The 18,653-nt window shown below is 69.4% G+C and carries 15 protein-coding genes; 5 read left to right on the top strand and 10 right to left on the bottom strand.

Annotated features, from left to right (window positions below; translation table 11 throughout):
- Positions 1 to 3: 3 nt before the first annotated feature.
- The 4 genes from QSK35_RS09795 to QSK35_RS09810 form a co-directional block, all read right to left on the bottom strand.
- Complete coding sequence (locus QSK35_RS09795; RefSeq protein ID WP_285744411.1) at positions 4 to 621, bottom strand: methyltransferase family protein; 618 nt, start codon at positions 619 to 621, stop codon at positions 4 to 6.
- Positions 618 to 1,388 carry an AfsA-related hotdog domain-containing protein gene (locus QSK35_RS09800; protein ID WP_502881632.1) on the bottom strand — a complete coding sequence of 257 codons (771 nt, stop codon included), beginning with the start codon at positions 1,386 to 1,388 and terminating at the stop codon, positions 618 to 620. The genes QSK35_RS09795 and QSK35_RS09800 overlap by 4 nt, the downstream gene beginning before the upstream one ends.
- A 216-nt stretch (positions 1,389 to 1,604) precedes the next feature.
- Positions 1,605 to 2,192 carry a nitroreductase family protein gene (locus QSK35_RS09805; RefSeq protein WP_285744415.1) on the bottom strand — a complete coding sequence of 196 codons (588 nt, stop codon included), beginning with the start codon at positions 2,190 to 2,192 and terminating at the stop codon, positions 1,605 to 1,607.
- Positions 2,182 to 4,560 carry a DNA translocase FtsK gene (locus tag QSK35_RS09810; RefSeq protein ID WP_285744416.1) on the bottom strand — a complete coding sequence of 793 codons (2,379 nt, stop codon included), beginning with the start codon at positions 4,558 to 4,560 and terminating at the stop codon, positions 2,182 to 2,184. The genes QSK35_RS09805 and QSK35_RS09810 overlap by 11 nt, the downstream gene beginning before the upstream one ends.
- Positions 4,561 to 4,624: 64 nt before the next feature.
- Between QSK35_RS09810 and QSK35_RS09815 the strand changes: the two genes are divergently transcribed.
- Positions 4,625 to 5,452 carry a lysophospholipid acyltransferase family protein gene (locus QSK35_RS09815; RefSeq protein ID WP_502881633.1) on the top strand — a complete coding sequence of 276 codons (828 nt, stop codon included), beginning with the start codon at positions 4,625 to 4,627 and terminating at the stop codon, positions 5,450 to 5,452.
- Here QSK35_RS09815 and QSK35_RS09820 read toward each other — a convergent pair.
- The 4 genes from QSK35_RS09820 to QSK35_RS09835 are packed head-to-tail and all read right to left on the bottom strand — an operon-like array spanning position 5,349 to position 10,710.
- Complete coding sequence (locus QSK35_RS09820) at positions 5,349 to 6,029, bottom strand: hypothetical protein (protein ID WP_285744418.1); 681 nt, start codon at positions 6,027 to 6,029, stop codon at positions 5,349 to 5,351. The two genes, QSK35_RS09815 and QSK35_RS09820, sit on opposite strands and share 104 nt — an antisense overlap.
- Positions 6,030 to 6,087: 58 nt before the next feature.
- Positions 6,088 to 7,122 (bottom strand): amidohydrolase family protein, encoded by a 1,035-nt coding sequence (locus QSK35_RS09825; protein ID WP_285744420.1) that lies wholly within the window; start codon positions 7,120 to 7,122, stop codon positions 6,088 to 6,090.
- Positions 7,123 to 7,126: 4 nt separating this feature from the next.
- Complete coding sequence (locus QSK35_RS09830; protein ID WP_285744422.1) at positions 7,127 to 7,948, bottom strand: class I SAM-dependent methyltransferase; 822 nt, start codon at positions 7,946 to 7,948, stop codon at positions 7,127 to 7,129.
- Positions 7,945 to 10,710, bottom strand: a complete 2,766-nt coding sequence (locus QSK35_RS09835) for an AfsR/SARP family transcriptional regulator (RefSeq protein WP_285744424.1) — start codon at positions 10,708 to 10,710, stop codon at positions 7,945 to 7,947. The genes QSK35_RS09830 and QSK35_RS09835 overlap by 4 nt, the downstream gene beginning before the upstream one ends.
- A 192-nt stretch (positions 10,711 to 10,902) precedes the next feature.
- Here QSK35_RS09835 and QSK35_RS09840 point away from each other — a divergent pair, with 192 nt between their 5' ends.
- Positions 10,903 to 11,520, top strand: a complete 618-nt coding sequence (locus QSK35_RS09840; RefSeq protein WP_285744426.1) for a class I SAM-dependent methyltransferase — start codon at positions 10,903 to 10,905, stop codon at positions 11,518 to 11,520.
- Between the two features lie 64 nt (positions 11,521 to 11,584).
- On the opposite strand, the gene QSK35_RS09845 is transcribed toward QSK35_RS09840, so the two are convergent.
- A complete protein-coding gene (locus QSK35_RS09845; RefSeq protein ID WP_285744428.1) occupies positions 11,585 to 15,862 on the bottom strand; it encodes an OmpL47-type beta-barrel domain-containing protein in 4,278 nt (1,425 codons plus the stop codon).
- Between the two features lie 176 nt (positions 15,863 to 16,038).
- A complete protein-coding gene (atpB, locus tag QSK35_RS09850; protein WP_285744430.1) occupies positions 16,039 to 16,806 on the bottom strand; it encodes a F0F1 ATP synthase subunit A in 768 nt (255 codons plus the stop codon).
- Positions 16,807 to 17,182: 376 nt separating this feature from the next.
- Between atpB and QSK35_RS09855 the strand changes: the two genes are divergently transcribed.
- From QSK35_RS09855 to QSK35_RS09865, 3 genes are read left to right on the top strand one after another with little or no spacing between them, the layout of a single operon-like run.
- The gene (locus QSK35_RS09855) at positions 17,183 to 17,629 is read left to right on the top strand and encodes a hypothetical protein (protein ID WP_285744432.1); all 447 of its coding nucleotides are present in this window, start codon (positions 17,183 to 17,185) and stop codon (positions 17,627 to 17,629) included.
- A complete protein-coding gene (locus QSK35_RS09860; RefSeq protein WP_285744434.1) occupies positions 17,626 to 18,282 on the top strand; it encodes a DUF6338 family protein in 657 nt (218 codons plus the stop codon). Before QSK35_RS09855 ends, QSK35_RS09860 begins: the two co-directional genes overlap by 4 nt.
- Positions 18,270 to 18,425, top strand: coding sequence for a hypothetical protein (locus QSK35_RS09865; protein ID WP_285744435.1), 156 nt, complete (start codon positions 18,270 to 18,272; stop codon positions 18,423 to 18,425). Before QSK35_RS09860 ends, QSK35_RS09865 begins: the two co-directional genes overlap by 13 nt.
- Positions 18,426 to 18,653 lie beyond the last annotated feature (228 nt).

Here is an 18,653-nt window from a genome sequence, read left to right on the forward strand (position 1 = left end):
GGTTCACCACACTCCGGGGATCAGGCGAGCGCGGCCCTCGGCGTAGGCCGGGTAGCCGGGCACGGCGAGCAGCACGTGTTCCTCGACGCGGATGCGCCACACCAGCACGGCCGCGAGCGCCACGACGAGCACGACGCTCACGGGATTGGCGAAGAGGGCGACGAAACCGAGGTGCGCCAGCAACATCCCGGTGTAGGCGGGATGGCAGACGAAGCGATACGGACCGGTCGTGACGATCTCGTGGTCCTGGTGGCGCACGACGTGGTGCGAGTAGAACCGGCCCAGCACCGCGATCGCCCGCAGCCGCAGCAAAACCCCCAGCGCGAAGACGAGAGCGGGCACGAGCTGCCACGCGTGCCACTGCGGCACGGGTCCCAGGACCGCGGCGGCACACGTCGCGACCCGGACGGCCGCGTACGGCGCGAGGGTGCGTTCCTCGGCGGCCGACTCGGTGGGCGTCCGCACGGTGATCCGCGCCTCGGCGAAGAGCCACAGCAGGTAGGCCCCGATCACGAGCACCGCCAACGGGTTCGCCTGCCGGAGCAGGCCGATCGCACACGCGCCGACGGCGACCACGAACAGCGCGAGCGGAACCCGGCGGACCAGCGCGACGGTGCTCACGCCCCGGCTCCCTTCGGGCGCAGCGCGGCGTAGGTGCCCGCCGTCATCACCGCGCACTCCGACACCAGCCGGCCGAGCACGGCGTCACCCGTGACGAGCTCGAAGAGGAACCGGTAGCGCGAGCCGCGGCCGTGGTCGTGGCCGAATCGCAATGCCGTGGGAACGCGCGACGGAACCCCATGCGGCAGGTCCGCCGCCACCGAGAGCCACAGGAACTTGCTGTCCGCCGGATGCCCGCCGAACTCGATGGGAATCATCGTCGTGGCCTGCCGCGCCGCCTCGATCAGTTTTTCGGCACTGTGCGTTCCGTTGTCACAACGCTCGAGGAAATGACCTCGCTTCGGCGGGAGAACGGGAACAGACCTGTTCCCGTCACGCTCTTCGATCGTCCCGATGGCGATGTTGTCCGGATTGACCCGGTGTACCAGTTCCGCCCGGATGGGAGCGTTCTCCGATTCGGCTCCGGGCACGCCGGCCGGCTCCGGGCGTCCCAGATGCCCGATCCACCCTTCGCACACGGACCGGCCGCGCTGGACCGCCGACACCTCCCACCGGCCTCTGACCGCCTCGGACGACGGCGTCGCGACGAGCTCGACCGGATCGTCGTGCTCGCAGAACGCGGGGAAGCCGAGCGACAACCTCAGCCGGGGACCAGGGGACCCACTCGCGTGCCCGACGAGGTCGAGCAGTCCACAAACCAGCAGAATTCCGGGGACGTGATCGAGCGGATGGTCGTAGAAGAACGGATCGGATCGATCAACGTTCAAATTCGCTAACCAGCCGCCACCGCATTCACGCCTGACTCCGGAAACAAGCGGCTTGCCTATGGCAGCCTTCATGTCCAGAACTCCATCAGTGGCCGATATTCCACCCCTACACGACAAAACGTCACGCAGCGGTTCAACGCGCGATCTCAATTGGGCGCGATTCAGCCGGAATTCTTCGACGGGTCGTCCGAATTAATCGACAGAGTGTCGAAAACGTCACCAGCGGTCGAGGTGCAGCACGTCCTCGAGCGCCTCGCGACGAGCGGGCTTGAAGTCCGTGCCCAGCGTGTACGCGGTCGGGATCAGCGCCGCCTGACGCACGGTCTCGGGCAGGCCGAGGATCTCGGCCGCCTCACGCTCGTAGTTCAGGTGCAACGTCGTCCACGCGGTGCCGAGACCACGGGTGCGCGCCGCCAGCATGTAGCTCCACGTCGCGGGCAGGATCGACGCCCAGATGCCGGCCTGGTTGCCCGCGGGCAGCTCCGGCAGCTCCAGGCACGGAATGACGAACACCGGCACCCGGTGCAGGTTCTCCGCGAGGTACTCCGCCGACTCCCGCACTTTGGTCTCCGCGTTGGACGTCGCGAAGTAGGTCCGCGCCGCCTTCAGGTACAGGGCGGCGAGTGCGGCCCGCTGTTCCGCGTCGGCGACGACGATCCACCGCCAGCGCTGACGGTTGCCACCGTTCGGCGCCTGCAGGGCGATCCGCAGGCAGTCCTGGACCACCTCGAGGTCGACCGGACGGTCGAGATCCAGGCGCTTGCGGACGGTCCTCGTCGTGGTGAGCAGTTCGTCAGGCGTCATCGTCGATCGGGCCCCCGCCCCTCATCAGGTGGATCACGGACTCCAGCTCGTCCGGCTTGATCAGCACCTCGCGCGCCTTCGAACCCTCGGACGGGCCGACGACACCGCGCGTCTCCAGCAGGTCCATCAGGCGACCGGCCTTCGCGAAGCCCACGCGGAGCTTGCGCTGCAGCATCGACGTCGAGCCGAACTGGGACGTGACGATCAGCTCGGTCGCCTGCACCAGCAGCTCCAGGTCGTCGCCGATGTCGGCGTCGATCTCCTTCTTCTCACCGGCCTTGGCGGCGGTGACGCCGTCGGTGTAGTCCGGCTGCGCCTGGTTCTTGGCGAAGTCGACGATCTCGGAGATCTCCTCGTCGCCGACGAACGCGCCCTGGATGCGCACGGGTTTCGACGCGCCCATCGGGAGATAGAGTCCGTCGCCCATGCCGATCAGCTTCTCGGCGCCGGGCTGGTCCAGGATGACGCGGGAGTCGGTCAACGACGACGTGGCGAAGGCCAAGCGCGACGGCACGTTCGTCTTGATCAGACCCGTCACGACGTCGACCGACGGACGCTGCGTCGCGAGCACGAGGTGGATGCCCGCCGCACGCGCCTTCTGCGTGATGCGGACGATCGCGTCCTCGACGTCGCGCGGCGCGGTCATCATCAGGTCGGCGAGCTCGTCGACGATCGCCATGATGTACGGGTACGGCCGGTAGACGCGCTCGGACCCAGGCGGCGCCGAGATCTCGCCGGACTTCACCTTGCGGTTGAAGTCGTCGATGTGGCGCACCCGGTTGACCTGCATGTCCTGGTAACGCTGCTCCATCTCCTCGACCAGCCACGCCAGCGCCGCCGCGGCCTTCTTCGGCTGCGTGATGATCGGCGTGATCAGGTGCGGGATGCCCTCGTACGGGGTCAGCTCGACCATCTTCGGGTCGATCAGGATCATCCGGACCTCGTCCGGCGTCGCGCGCGCCAGCAACGACACCAGCATCGAGTTCACGAACGACGACTTGCCGGAACCCGTGGAGCCCGCGACCAGCAGGTGCGGCATCTTCGTCAGGTTCGCGGTGACCATGTGGCCCTCGATGTCCTTGCCGAGGCCGATCACCATCGGGTGCGTGTCCTTGACCGTGGACGGCGAACGCAGCACATCGCCCAGGCGCACCATCTCGCGGTCGCTGTTGGGCACCTCGATACCCACGGCGGACTTGCCGGGGATCGGCGCGAGCAGCCGCACGTTGTCCGTGGCCACCGCGTAGGCGATGTTCTTGGTCAACGCGGTGATCTTCTCGACCTTCACGCCCGGCCCGAGCTCCACCTCGTACCGGGTGACCGTCGGGCCACGGGTGAAGCCGGTGACCTGCGCGTCGATCGAGAACTGGTCGAGCACGCCGGTGATCGCCTCGATCATCAGGTCGTTGGCCTTGCTGCGGGCCTTCGGCGCGTCGCCGTCCTTGAGGATCGTGGGCGGCGGCAGCTGGTAGTCGCCGTCGACCGCGCGCGTGGGCAGCGGAGGCTTCTTCGCGGCCGGAGCCGGGGTCTCCTTGACGGGTTTCGGCGCGGGTTCCGCGTCCAGCGGCAGCTCGGGCTGCACCTCGTCCTCGATGGGCGTCGCGGCCTGACGACGACGCGACGGACGGCGCAACCGGACGGGCTTCGGCTCTTCCTCTTCCGCCGGCTGCTCTTCGGCAGGGGCTTCGGAACCGGGGTGCATCAGCGCCGAAAGTCGTTGCGGCACCTCGCGAATCGGCCAGTGCAGCACCAGCAGCAGGCCGTAGGCGAAGATCAGCACGAGCAACGGCCCCGCGACCCACGGCGTCACGCCCTGCGCGAGGAACCCGCCCGCGAGATACCCCAGGGCCCCACCGGCACTGCGGCGCGCGACGGCGTCCATCGGCAGACCACCGACGAGGTGGAACATGCCGAGCAGGCCGATCATCATCAACAGGCCGCCGACCACCAGCCGGGGCCGCGCCTCGGGCTTGGGATCGGTGCGCATCAACGTGATGCCGACGCCGAGCAGCACCAGCGGCACGATCACGGCGGGGAACCCGACCGAGCTGCGCACCGCGACGTCCACCCACTGGCCGACCGGTCCCGCGGCACGGAACCACACGCCCGCGCCGGTGACCACGGCCAGCGCGATCAGCAGCAGGCCGAGCCCGTCGCGGCGGTGTTCGGGATCGAGGTCCTTGCCCCGGCCGACCGCACGGACGATGCTGCCCACACCACGCCCCAGAGCGCCCCACACAGCGCCGACCGCGGAGCCGGACTTCTTCCGGGCGGGTGGCTTTCGGGCAGCAGTGGACCGCGCCCGTGGCTTGGCAGCTGTTCTGCCCCGCGACGTGCTCTTGCGCGATGTCCCTGTTCGGCCGGCCATAGGTCTACGGTAGTCCCTCGCGTCTCACCTGCCCCAACAGTCACGAGACGCAGTGCTGTATCCCATGGTTGCCCGGATCGTGCTCTATGGACTTCCGACACGCCGTAGTCTCCCCGCCGTGTCCACACCTCTTCTGTGGCGCGTGCTCATGGCGATCGACCGCGGGTTCGTCCGGCTGACCGGGCGGCTCGAGGTCACCGGCGACATCCCGGCCGACCTGCTGGGCAAGCCGCTGCTGCTCGCGTCCAACCACATCGGCAACCTCGACCCGTTCGTGCTCATCGCGGCGTGCCGCCAGAAGGACCTCAACCCGAGGTTCATGCTGGCCGGCGGCCTGCTGGACGCGCCGATCATGGGTCCGGCGCTGAAGGCGTGCGGGCACCTGCGGGTCGACCGGGCGTCGGCGAACGTCGGCGAGGCGATGCACCGGGCCGTCGAGGCGCTGGAGAAGAGCACGGACCCGATCGCCGTCTACCCCGAGGGCAAGATCAGCCTCGACCCCGGCCTGTGGCCCGAGCGCGGCAAGACGGGCGTGGCGCGGATGGCGCTGGGCGGCAACATCCCGGTCGTCCCGGTCAGCCAGTGGGGTGCGCACGAGGCCGTCTACTGGGGCAACCTGAGCGTCGGCGGCTGGCGGGACTTCCTGCCCTACCTCACGTCGTGGCTGCGCGCGTTGCGCAGGCGGCCGGTCTTCAAGGTGCACTTCGGCAAGCCGGTCGAACTGTCGGACCTCAAGCCGGAGACCGCGGGCGACGCCCGGCGCGCGCACGAACGGATCATGCGCGCGATCACCGAGGGCCTGGTGCCGTTGCGGCTCGACGAGCCGGACCTGCCGGCGTTCCACGACCCGACCCGGCCGACGACCGGGACCTCGCCGTGGCGGCCCGCCTGACCGAGTAACCGATCACCACCAGCAACGACAACGCGGGCATCGGATTGCCCAGCCAGGTGCCGATCGCGCAGTCCGCGATCGGCACCGCCACGGCGACCAGGAACATCGTGGGCGATCCGGTCGGCAGCTTCTTCGCGGTCGACCACGGCGTCCTCTTCCAGGGTTTCGCCACCGAGAGCCACAGCTGGAACGCGATCGCCGACGCCATCAAGGCCGTGCCGACCGGCATCGCCGGGCTGGTCCCGCCGGTTGACGCCGCCGCGTTCAGGTTGCCGCTCAACAGGAAGATGCCCAGGTACAGCTGCACGACGGTGATCACGAACTTGGCGAGCACCCACCAGTGCCGGAAATAGCCCCACGGCGTCAGCGCGGACAGCATCATGCCGGTGAACGCCGAGGCGTTCGCCAGCATCGCCAGCAGGCGGTGGTCGAGCACCTGCGCCATCCGGAACCCGGCCGCATCACCGGTCTTCAGGCCGTAGACGACCAGCACGAACAGCGCCAGCGCCTGGCTCATCCAGCCGACGGACGTCAGGCCGTGCAGCCACACCAGCAGGTTCTTCGCGCGCTTCGCCATGACATGTAGCTTGCCTACACATCACGACAAGCACATCGGGGATGACCCCCAGGGGTGTTCAGCGCACTCGCACGCCTCGAAGGACCACGGCCTCCGGGTGTTCCAGGGCGTCGAGGTTCTGGCGCGGATCCTCGGCGTACACCACGGCATCCGCGGGCGCGCCCGGCTCCAGCCCGGGCAACCCCAGATACTTCCGTGCCTCCCACGACCCGGCGCCCAGCGCGTCGTGCGGTCGCATCCCGGCGTTCGCCAGTGCCCTGATCTCGTCGCCGACGCGACCGTGCGGCACCGAGTCTGTCCCCGCCAGCACCCGGACCCCCGCTTCGGCCGCGGCGGCCACCACCGCACCGTGCCGGTCGGTACCGCCGACGATCCACTTCTTCCGGTCGTCGTCCGGCCGCTCGCGCACGTGGTCCACGATCGTGAGGAAACCGGACAGGGTCGGCGTCAAAGCGATACCGTGCCGCGCCATCCCGTCCAGCAGGTCGTGGTCGAGCCACATGCCGTGCTCGATCGAGTCGACGCCGGCGCGAACCGCGGCCTCGCTGCCCGCCGCGTGCTGCGTGTGCACGGCCACCCGGCCGCCCACCGCGTGCACCGCGTCGGCGACGGCGGTCATGACGTCGACCGGCACCGCCTCGTCACCTGGGCCCCAATCCGCGATGATCTTCGCCCACCCGGACACGCGAGCCTGGGCGGCGGCGACTTCCGGCAGCTCGGCGTGCGTGGGCCTGCGGCCCCAGCCGTCGAAGAACTGACCGGCCTGCGCGAGCCACGGCCCGGCGTGCGACGCGCGCGGCACGTCCGGGTCCTCGCCGAACCACGGTGGCGGATCACCCGCGAGGCCGGGTGACCGGATCAGCGTGACGCCCGCGTCGACGTGCTGATGCAGGTGATCGCGAAGCATCCGCTCGTCGAAGGGCGCGCCCGGTTGCTCGGCACCCGGATGGGTGTGCGCGTCCACCAGACCCGGCAGCAGCCAGCCCTCGATGATCTCCGCACCGGCCGCGGGATCCGTGGTCCACCGGTCGCCGTCGGCGCAGAGGTCGACGTACTCGCCGTCCGGCAGGGCGTGACCACGAATCCTCACCATCGCGTCAGTCTTTCACCGCGCGCAGGGCGTAGAAGAGCGGCACGCGCGGCTCGTCCGCCGGCAGCTCCCACCAGCCCCGCTCGTTGCGCACCATGCGCGACCACCGCGGCCACGGCAGTTCGGACGACTCCCGCACGGTCGTCACCCGCAACCCCGCGGAAGCCACGGCGGTGATCACCTCACCGAGCCCGTGTGCCCACTCGTAGCTCACCGTCGCACCGGACAACGCCGGACCGTCGGTGTACGTGTGGCCGGAGTCCTTGCGCTGCGCCCCGCGCCCCTCGAGATAGTCGTGGCGCACCAACAGTTCCTCGGACTGGTCCGGCTTGGGCGCGGGGCCGAACGCGTTGAGCAACGGGTGGAACTCCGCCACGTACAGGACACCGCCGGGCTTGAGCCACGACTGGATCAACGAGGCCCAGCGCGGCAGATCCGGCAGATAGCAGAGCGAACCCTTGGCGGTGTAGACGATGTCGAACGACGACGAAGGCAGCTCGACGTCGTACACGTTGGCGTGCACATAAGAAATGTCGACGCCGTGGCCCGAGGCGATCCGCCGCGCCTGCTCCAGGGACGAAGCCGAGATGTCCACCCCGGTCACGTGAGCGCCCCGCCGGGCGAACTCGACGGTGTCCGCGCCGATGTGGCACTGCAGATGCAGCAACGAACGCCCGTCCACGTCACCGAGGTCGTCCCACTCGTACGGGCTGAACCAGTACGACGGGTCCTGGGCGTAGAACGCGCTCGCCACGTGCACCGGCGTGCGGGTGTCCCAGTTCTGCTCGTTGGCCCGCATCATCTGGCCGACGTCCATGTGATCCCTCAAGACATCTCGTGGAGCAACGCCCGCACCTCGGGCGTGGCGGGGTGGTCGTAGTCCTCGTAGATCGACAGCGCGTCCAGCAGGTAGGTGCGCGCTACGGCCGGTTGCCCGGACGCGTAGCTCGCCTCACCCAGCCCGTGCAGCGCCTCGGCCTGGCTCTTGCGGTCGCCCAGCATCTTCATCAACGCGAGCGCCTGGCGGAAGTGCTCCATCGCCTCGACCAGCTGGCCGAGCCTGCGGAACGCGCGGCCGACGCCGTTGAGCGCCATGCCCTTGCCGTGCACGGCGCCGTTGTCGGTGAACAACGTGAGCGCGGCCCGCGCCGACCGCAGCGAGCTCTCGTACTGGCCGCCCTCACGCAGCGCGTCGCTGAGGAACAACCGCGTAGCCGCCTCGCCGAACCACGACCGCTCCTCGAGATGGCCGGTGACCGCCGCCTCGAACCGGGCCACCGCCAGGTCGAACCGGCGCAGCCCGCCGTAGGCCATGCCGAGCCCGGTGAGGCTCCACGCCTCACCCTCGCGGTCACCGATCTCCCGGCGAATCGCCAGCGCGCGGTCGAACAGTTCCAGCGACTCGGCGAACCGCTGCTGGCGGAACGTCGCCAGCCCCTGCCCGTGGATCGCGTAGCTCTGCGCGAGCCGGTTTCCCGACCGTTCGGCGGCCTGTTCGGCGATCCGGTACGTCTCGTTCCACTCGCTGAGCGCGCTGGACATGATGAGGAAGTTCCACAGTGCCAACGGGATCTGCCACGCGGGACCGTCCTCGCCCTGCTCCAGCGCCATCCGGCTGACCGCGACGAGGTTGGGCAGTTCCGTTGTGCACCAGCCGAAAGCCTCTTCATGCGTGGTGAGGTCCGAAGTGGACTCATCGATCTCGGCGAGCCGCGGGTGGTCGGGCGGCGAGATGATCGACCCGGCGCGGTCGGCGTTGCCGAGGTACCAGCCGAGCAGCCGGGTGAGCGCGTCGTGCCGGCCCTGCGCGGACTCCTCGGTGTCCGCGAGTTCCGTGGCGTACAGGCGAAGCAGGTCGTGCATGCGGAACCGGCCCCGCGCGACCTCCTCCAGCATGTGCCCGCCGGTCAGCACGTCGAGCAACACCCGTGCGCGTGCCACGGGCGTGCCGGCGAGCGCGGCGGCCGCGCCCACGCCGAGCTCCGCGCCGGGGTGCAGGCCGATCAGCCGGAACATCCGCGCGGCGTCGGGTTTCAACGCCAGGTACGACCAGGAGAACGCGGCGCGGACCGCGGTGTCCTCGTCGTCGCCGGTGGCGAGGACGTTGAGCCGGCCGTGCTCGTCGGCGAGGTCGTCCGCCATGTCCGTGAGCGTGAGGTGCGGCCGGGTGACCGCGCGTTCGGCCGCGATGCGCAACGCCAGCGGCAGATGCCCGCACAGCTCGACCAGGCGTTCCGCCGCCTTGGGCTCGTCGGCCACCTTCTGCGCGCCGACGACGCTGCCGAGCAACGCCAGGCCCTCGTCGTCGGTCAGCGTGCCCAGCGTGATCGAGTGCGCGCCGTCGCGGGCGACCAGCCCGCCGAGCTGGTTGCGGCTGGTCACCAGCACCATCGACGCCGAGCGGCCGGGCAGCAGCGGCCGGACCTGTTCGGCGAGCCGGGCGTTGTCGAGCAGCACGAGCACGCGTTTGCCCGCCAGCACACTGCGGTACAGCGCGGCCTTCGCGGACACGTCGTCCGGAATGCGTTCGGACGGCACACCGAGGCTCTGCAGCAGCTGGTGCAACGCCCCCGCGGGCTGCAGCGGCGGCGACGAGGCGTCGAACCCGCGCAGGTCGACGTGCAGCTGGCCGTCCGGGAACCGGGCGGCGACGCCGTGCGCGAACCGCACCGCGAGCGCGGTCTTGCCGACGCCACCGGACCCGGTGATCGTGACCAGCACCGGCGCGTGGTCGCGTGACTCGGCGAAGATCTCCCGCAACCGGTCCAGCTCGGCGTCGCGGCCGGTGAAGTCGCGGACGTCGTGCGGCAGCTGCGCGGGGACGAACGCGCTCGCGGCCGGTTCCGGCTGCGGATCGTGGCGGCCGACGAGCAGCTGTTCGTGCAGCTGGCGCAGTTCGGGACCGGGCTCGATGCCGAGCTCGTCGATCAGCAGCTTGCGCAGGTTCGTGTAGACCGTGAGCGCCTCGGCCTGCCGTCCCCCGCGGTAGAGCGCGGACATCAGCAGCCCGTGCAGCCGTTCCCGCAACGGGTGCTGGCTGACCATGCTCGTCAGCTCGGCGGCGACCTCGGCCTCCCGGCCGACGGACAACATCAGCGCGGCGCGTTGCTCGATCGCGGTGAGCCGCAGCTCGGCGAGGCGGGCGCGTTCCACCGCCGCGGTCGGTCCGGGCACGCCGTCCAGCGCGACGCCGCGCCACAGTCCGAGCGCGGTGTCGAACGCCTCGATCGCCAGGGCGGGATCGGTCGGCCGCAGGCGGTTCGCCTCCTCCAACCGGGCGCGGAACATCGCCAGGTCGGACTGGTCGTCGGCGAGTCTCAGCAGGTATCCAGCGTCCGTGGAGAGCAGGACCTGGCTCGGCGCGCGGGCCTCGCGGTCCGGCTCGAACAGTCTGCGCAGGCCGGCGATGTAGGTGTGGATGCCGTTGTCCGCGCTGGCCGGTGGGTCGTCACCCCAGACCCCGTCGATCAGCTCGGCGCGGGACACGACGTGGTTGGCGCGCAAGGCGAGGACGGCCAGCACCGCACGCTGCCGCGGTGGCCCGAGGCTGAGCGGCCGGCCGCTCAGCGAGGCCGCGGGCGCGCCGAGCAATCCGACTCGCAGTCCGGAGTCCAGTTCCTGCTCCCTTGACCGTTTTGGTTGCTGTCCGCGTTCACATAGCAACCTACCGTCAGATTTCGTCCAGAGACCATCCAGAACCCGTGCAGAGCGAGGCTCCACACTTCACAGCGAGAGCTGATCCACCGGGAGTCGATCAGGTCGGGCGGCAGAGCAGGGGAAGTCATGGAAGCGGCCGAGGTCTTCGACACGCTCGGACTCGAGTACCAGCGGGCATGGTCACACCAGCCGGCTCTGCACGGAACACTCGCCTGGCTGGCCGCGACACTCCCCTCCGGCGCGCAGGTCCTCGACGTCGGTTGCGGCACCGGCGTTCCCGTGGCCCGCACGCTGGCGAAGGCGGGCATGAAGGTGACCGGCATCGACGTGTCGCCGGTGATGGTGGACCTCGCGACTTCCCAGGTGCCGGACGCGGTGTTCCACAAGATCGACGTGCGGGACCACGTCGCCGCCGACGGCTCCTACGACCTGGTGTGCGCGGTGTTCTCCCTGCTGCAGATGCCGCAGGCCGAGATCGTGGACACGTTGCACCGCTTCCGGTCGTGGCTGCGTCCGGGCGGCCACCTGTTCCTCGCGACGGTCGCCGTCGACGCGGAACAGGTGACCCTGCCGTGGATGGGCCAGCAGATCGTGGTGTCGAGCTTCTCCGAGACGCGGTTCGTCGAGCACCTGACCGATGCCGGGCTGCGGGTGGTCCGCCGCAGCCGGCCCGTCTTCACGCCGAGCTTTCCCGGCGCCACCCCGGAGGAAAGCCTTTACCTGGTCTGCCACCGCTCAGGCTGAAGGACCGTTATGGCCACCATCACGGACCTGAGGTCCGCGATGGTGGCCATAACGGCACCGGTTACTACTTCAGGCCCACGGTGACGTAGGCGGTCTGGCCGTCGTCGAGCTTCAAGCCGATCCGGTAGTTGTAACCGGCGCTCAGGCCCTTGGTCTGCCAGTTGTAGATGTACTGCTGTGCGGTGGCGTCCCAGCGGAAGACGCCGTCGGTGGTACTCGCGTCGGTCACGGCCGTCTCGTTGACCGGGGCGGTCATCAGGCCACCGCGGACCGGGACGAGCCACTGCGGGGCGGTCCGCGACTGGACGAGCGCGCCCGCCGCGTTGCGCAGCTGGAACTTCACCGGGACCGTGCTGCCCGCCTTGAACACGCTCGGCGTGCCCGTGGCGTTGATCGGCTGCAGCAACCCGCCGAAGTCGTACAGCTGGACCTGGTACCTACCGGACCGCGTGCTGGTGTTGCCGGCCTTGTCCTTCGCCGTCGCGGTGAAGGCGTACGCACCGGGGTCCGCCAGCGCGGTGACGACCACGACACAACTGTCCACACCGGACACGGTGTCCTTGGCGGTGCAGCCAGGAGCCGGTGCCGCGAACTTGTAGACGGCGCCGTCGGCGACGCTGACCGACTCGAACACCGGGGCCTCGGTATCGACGTTGAGACCGGTGACGGTCGCGGTCGCGGTGTTGCCCGCCCGGTCGGTGACCGAGCCCGTGACCGACTGGTTCGCGCCGTTCGCGCTCACCACCACGTCGTCGGGGCACGCGGTCGCCGGGATGCCGGAACCCGAGTCCGCACAGGTGAAGTGCACCTTCACCGGGGCGGTGTACCAGGGCTTGGCGCCACCGACGATCTCGGCGGTGATGGTCGGCATGGTCTTGTCGAGCTTGATCGTCACCGAGTCGGTGCCGACGTTGCCCGCCACGTCCTTCGCCGAGCCGGTCACGACCTGGCCGTTGGTGTCCGTGTTCACCACGACGTCCGGCGTGACGGATCCGGCTTCGAGACCGGAGCCCGCGTCGTCGTCCTTGGCGGTGAAGTGCACGGTCACGTCGCTGTTGTTCCAGTCGTCGGCGTTGGGCGCCGGCGACGTGGTGTGGGTGACCGCCGGGGCGATGTTGTCCCACTTGAGCGACACGGAGTTCGCGGCCTCGGCGTTGCCCGCCTTGTCCACGGCCCAGTAGGTCACGGTGCCCGCGCCGCTGCCGTCGAGCGGCACCGAGACGATCTTGCTCGCACCGGCGGTGACCTGCTCCGCGCCACCGTCGACCTTGTAGTGGATCTCCTGGACGCCGGAGAGGCCGTCGGACGCGGTCAGCACGACGTTCGCCGTGGAGCCGGTGCACCAGCCGTTGGTCTTGGTGCACTGGTTGTTGGCGCTGGTGCTCGGCGGGGTGCCGTCGATGTTGATGCCGCTGACGGTCTTGCCGGGCGTCAGGTTGCCCGCGACGTCGGTCGCCGGGCCGCTCGTCGCGGACTGGCCGGCGCCGTCGGCCTTGAGCACCGTGGTGCCGGGGCAGGTCCCGATGCCGGAACCGTCGGTGCCGTCGGCCAGCTTCGGCTCGGCACAGGAGAAGTCGATGACGACCTCGTCGCGGTACCAGCCCGCCGCGTTCGGCGACGTGATCGGCCCACCGGTGATGACCGGGCCGTGCCGGTCGATCATCACGCCGGTCGCGGACGTCAGCGCGCTCTCGTTGCCCGCCTTGTCCTTGACGGTCACGGAGTTCGAGGACAGGTTCCGGCCCTCACCCGTGACGACGCTGTCGGACGGCACGGTGGCTTCGTCCACACCGGACAGTCCGTCGAGCGCGGTCCAGTGCACGGTGACGTCGGAGTTGTGCCAGCCGGGCGTGGCCGAACCCACGAGCTCGGGCGCGGTCTTGTCGATGTTGATGTGCTCGACCGTCGTGGACGTGCTCTTGCCGACGCCGTCGACCGCGGTGCCGCTGACGCTGTGATCCGCGCCCTCCTGAGTGACGTTGACGGGCTCGGCACAGCTCGCGATCCCGGACTGGCTGTCGGAGCAGTCGAACCAGACGGTGACGTCGGTGTTGTTCCAGCCGTTGCCGTTGGCCGACGTGCGGCTGCCGTTGATGGACGGCGCGGCGTTGTCGATCCACAGCGCCAGCGCGTTGCCGGTGCCGTCCTCGGTGTTGCCGGCCTTGTCGTCGCTCCAGTAGGTGATCACGTGCTTGCCGCTCGCGGTGAACGCGAAGGTGCCCGTGTACTCCTGGATCGCGCCGTCGTCGACGCGGTAGTGCGTCGCGGCGACACCGGACAGCGCGTCCGCGGCGTTGAGCGTGACGTCGACGGTGTCGGCGTACCAGCCGCTGCCGAACGGTGCGGCGACGGTGGCGCTGGAGTTCGGCGCGGCCCGGTCGATCTTGATGCCGGACACCGTCTTCGTCGCGGTGTTGCCCGCCTTGTCGGTGCAGCTGGCGGAGGCGGACAGGTTGTCGCCCTCACCGGTGACGAGCTCCTGGCCCGTCGCGGTGGCCACACCGGAACCGGAGTCGGTGCAGCTCCACGAGACCGTGACGTCGTCCTTGCTCCAGCCGGTCGTGCTCGGCGTTCCGGTCAGCGTCGGCGGGGTCTTGTCGACGTTGATGCCGTTGACGCTCGCGGTGTCGCTGTTGCCTGCGGCGTCGGTGGCGGTGCCGGTCGCCGTCTGGTTCGCGCCCTCACCGAGGGTCTGCGTGGCCGTGCAACTGTCCACACCGGACAGCGTGTCGGCACACTCGTAGGTCACCGTGACGTCCTGGTTGTACCAGCCGTTGCTCGCGGTGCCACCGACCGTCGCGGTGATCGTCGGCTTCGTGGTGTCGATGCTGACGGTCGCGGGGTCGGAGGTCTCGTTGCCCGCGTTGTCCTTCGCCGTGCCGGTGACGTCCTGGTTCGCGCCCTCGCTGCTGACGGTCTTGTTCGGGCCGCAGCTCGCGACACCGGAGCCGCCGCTGTCACCACAGGTGAAGGTCACGGTGACGGCGCCGTTGTTCCAGCCGTTGGCGTTCGCGGCCGGCGACTGGGTGTGCGTGATCGTCGGCGGCGTCTTGTCGATGTTGACGGTGACGGACTTGGCGGCCTCGGTGTTGCCCGCGTGGTCCGTGCTCCAGTACTCCAGGACGTAGGTGCCCTGCGCGCTGAAGGGGACCTGCGCGCCGTTCTGGATCGGGCCGCCGTTGACCTTGTAGTACGTCGCCTGGACGCCGGACAGCGCGTCGTTCGCGGTCAGGTTGACCGTGACGTCGGTGTTGTTCCACGCCGTCTGCGGTGCGATCGCGCTGGTGACCGGCGCGGTCTTGTCGATGTCGATGTTCGTCACCAGGGCGGTGCCGATGTTGCCCGCGAAGTCCCGGCCGTAGCTGTTCGCCGTCTGGTCCGCGCCCTCACCGTTGAGGAAGGTCGCGGTGATACAGGTGGCCACACCGGACAGCGCGTCATTGCAGTCGAAGGACGCGGTGACCTTCTGGTTGGTCCAGGTGCCCGGAACGTACGGGGTGCCGTTGGGCAGCTTCGTGCTCGCGGTGATGACCGGGGCCGTCTTGTCGATCTTGATGCCACCGACGGTCGTGGTCTGCGCGTTGTCGGCGTTGTCCGTGGCCGTGCCGGTGACGGACTGGTTCACGCCCTCGCCGGTGACCGTGGTGGCGCCGGCGCAGCTCTTGATCTGCGACAACGCGTCGGAACAGGTGAAACCCACGGTGACGTCGGTGTTGTTCCAGCCGCCGGCGTTCGCGTCGGGCGAGCGGGTGCCGCTGATCGCCGGCTTCGCGGTGTCGCGCTTGACGACGACGGACGAGACCGGCCCGGTGTTGCCGAGCGCGTCGGTCGCCTGCCCGGTGACGGTCTGACCGCCGGTGTCGCTGGAGACCGTGGTCGGCGCGGTCGTCGAGCCGCCGCCGACGCCGGTGCCGTCGTTGGCCGTCCACGACACGGTGACGTTGCCGTTGTTCCAGCCGGCCGCGTTCGGCGCGGGGTTCAGCGACGCGGTCGCGCTCGGACCGGTGTTGTCCAGCACGTACGAGGCGGTCGTCGTGGCGACCTTGTCCTTGCAGTTCTGGCTGTTGAACCCCTCGCCGATCGTCACGGTCCTGGACTGCACGCCGTCCGCGCCGTTCGGCGTGGTCAGGTTGAAGGTCCACGTCGTGTTGGCGCCCGTCTGCCTCGGCAGACCGGACACCTCGACGCACCTCGCGCTGCTGTCCGTGTGGACGACGAGGCTGATCTGCTTGCCGGACTTGGCATAGAACACGCCGTTCGACGAAACCCCGTCACCGCTGAAGGTGACCGCGGGGTTCGTGAACGAAGTGGCCAGCGCGCCAGGCGCCCCCAGGAACATCATCGAGCCGACGACTCCTGCTGCGAGTCCCCGACGAGCCGTCTGCCTCATCAGCCACCGATCCGTTTGCGGGTACGAGTACGTCCGCGTGTCGGATGGCGGATACAGCCTGTTACCGGAATGGGATTTCTCGGGACTTAGGTCCCGACACTTGTCGGTCGATCGACCGACAAGTGTCCTCAGTGGTGGGCGGCGAGGGCACGACCGATGTAGTGCGCGCTCAGCGTGGCGAAGATGTACGCCTGCAACACCATGATCAGCGCCTCCAGGAACGTGATCCCGATGGCGAAGGCGAAGCTGACGGCCGACACCGGCTTCAGCAGCGGACCCGCCTCCAGCAACAGGAACTCGCCACTGAGCGTGAACACCAGGACGAGCAGGTGCCCGGCGAACATCGCGGCGAACACCCGGATCGCCAGGTTCACCGGGTCGAAGAAGAACTTGAGGATCACCTCGGTCGGGATCAGCAGCAACCACAGCACCGGTTTCGGCACGTCCGGGATGATGAACTGGTTCCTCAGGTAGCCGACCAGGCCGTGCTTGCGGATGCCGACGAAGTGGTACAGCGGGAACACGATCAGGATCGCGATCGCCAGCGGGAACCCGAAGTGCGCCAGCGTCGGGAACTGGATCAGCGGGATCAGGCCGAAGATGTTGTTGACCAGCACGAACGTGAAGAGCGACAGCACCAGCGGCACATACGGTCTGAACTCCGCGTCGCCGATCTGCTCCCGTGCGATCTGGTTGCGGCCCAGGTCGTACACGGACTCGGCGGCGAACTGCCAGCGGCTCGGGATCAGCCTGAGGTTGCGGCTCGTGACCAGGAAGAACGTGATGATGATCAGGATGGAGAGGACCATCAGGATCATCGGCTTAGTGACGAACCCGAAGATCGGCGGCAACTCGAAGTCGCGAGCGCCGGGTGGGTGGAACTCTGCGTCGGCCATGGGCGTCCCCCTCGTCCAAGGTCTTCGGCATTGACCTTAGCAAACGCGTGATCGCGGGCAGTGATCAGACCCACCACAGAACGTTTATTGCCAAACGATCCATCTTCGGTCATGCTGGAAAGCGCTTGCAGCGGGTGCACGGCCAGCGGTCCCTCCCGGCACTACAGGGGAGGTGGGTGCCGGTCATCGTTGCCGGAGAACGATTCCCGGGCGGTGGCTGCACAAGTGAGGGACGGCCGATGTACCCGCGCCACGGTCGGCCGCCGCCGACGCGGGGTCGTGAGTGCTTTCCGCCGCTATCCCGGCGGAAACCACTCACGACCCCCACCTTCCACGGCTACGCTGGTCACGCTTCGTACGCCGAGGGGGACACGACGTGACTTCGTTCATCGCCGAATCGGGCGCCTCGCTCGTCATCAGCATGACCGTCGCCCTGTCCCTCGCCTTCATCCCGCTGGATGCCGCGAAAACGGGCAGGCGGGCGACGATCCTCACCCTGTTCTTGGTGGCGGGCCTGGTGATCGTGCTGGTCAGTGACTCGGCCGACTGGCTGCGCGGCGCGTTCATGCTGCTGACGGGTGGTCTGTTGCTGCTCGGCGAGTTCGCCGCGGCAGGCAATCCGGGCCGCCGGATGCTGGTCGACCTGCTGTGGATCGTCTGCGGTGTGGTAGGCATCTGGAAGTGGTCGTCGCTGGGCGCCTGGGTCGGCGCGCACCGGCCGTGGGTGCTGACCGGCGCCGTGCTCGCGACGATCCTCCTGCTGCTGATGGCGTCGCGGCGGCGGAGAATCGCCATCGACCGGTACACGATGAGAGGCATGTGACCGTGGGGCAACCGCCGTCCACCGTGCTCCAGGTGGTCTTCCTCGTCCTGCTGGTGCTGCCCGGCGTCACCTACCAGTTCCTGCGCGAGCGCTGGCGTGGACCGGTTCCCGGTGAACGCAACCTCGGCGAGCGCGTGCTGCGCGCGATCACCGCGTCGGTCCTGCTGGACGGCGTGTACGCGGTCGCGGCGGGTCCACAGCTGGTGCGCCTCGCCCGTGGCGGCAAACCGAGCGGCTGGGACGGGTTCGCCCAGCAACCGCGGGCCGTGGGGCTGTGGGCGTTGCTGCTGTTCGTCGTGGTTCCGGCGATCGCCGCGGGCGCGGTGTCGCTGTGGGAACGGCGCCGCCTGCGCGCGAAGTTCCGCGGCACGCCGACCGCGTGGGACCACATGTTCCGGCTGCGCGGCTCGTGTTTCGTCCGCGTCCGGCTGAAGGACGGCACGTGGGTCGGCGGCTGGTACGGCGCGAACTCCTACGCGACGTCCTATCCGGAGCTCGCCGAGCTGTTCCTCGAGTCGGCGTGGCGGATGAACCCCGACGGCAGCTTCGGCGCGCGCGTCGCCGGCACCGCGGGCCTGCACGTCCGCGCCGCCGACGCCGACGTGGTCGAGCTCGTCCACCCACCAGAACCGGAGGAACCGTGCCCGAGCTGACCCCGCACGAGAAGGAACTCCTCGCCGGTCCCGACGACCGGCGCGGATACACGCCGCGCGACGGGGTCGAGGAACCCGCTGCGGCGCCGAAGGATCCGGCGAGCGCGTCGCAGCCCGCCGAGTCCGATCAGAGCCCGACGTGAACGCACGGGCATGTTAGGCAGGTACACGCCGGCCGACAGGAACCCGCTGCCGCACCGAACGATCCGACGAGCGCGCCGCAGCCCGACAGGTCCGATCCGGGTCCGATCAGAGCCCGACGTGAACGCACGGGCATGTTAGGCAGGTACACGCCGGCCGACAGGAACCCGCTGCCGCACCGAACGATCCGACGAGCGCGCCGCAGCCCGACAGGTCCGATCCGGGTCCGA

It is taken from the genome of Lentzea sp. NBRC 105346, from assembly GCF_030269605.1.
In the GTDB taxonomy this organism is placed as follows: Bacteria; Actinomycetota; Actinomycetes; order Mycobacteriales; family Pseudonocardiaceae; genus Lentzea.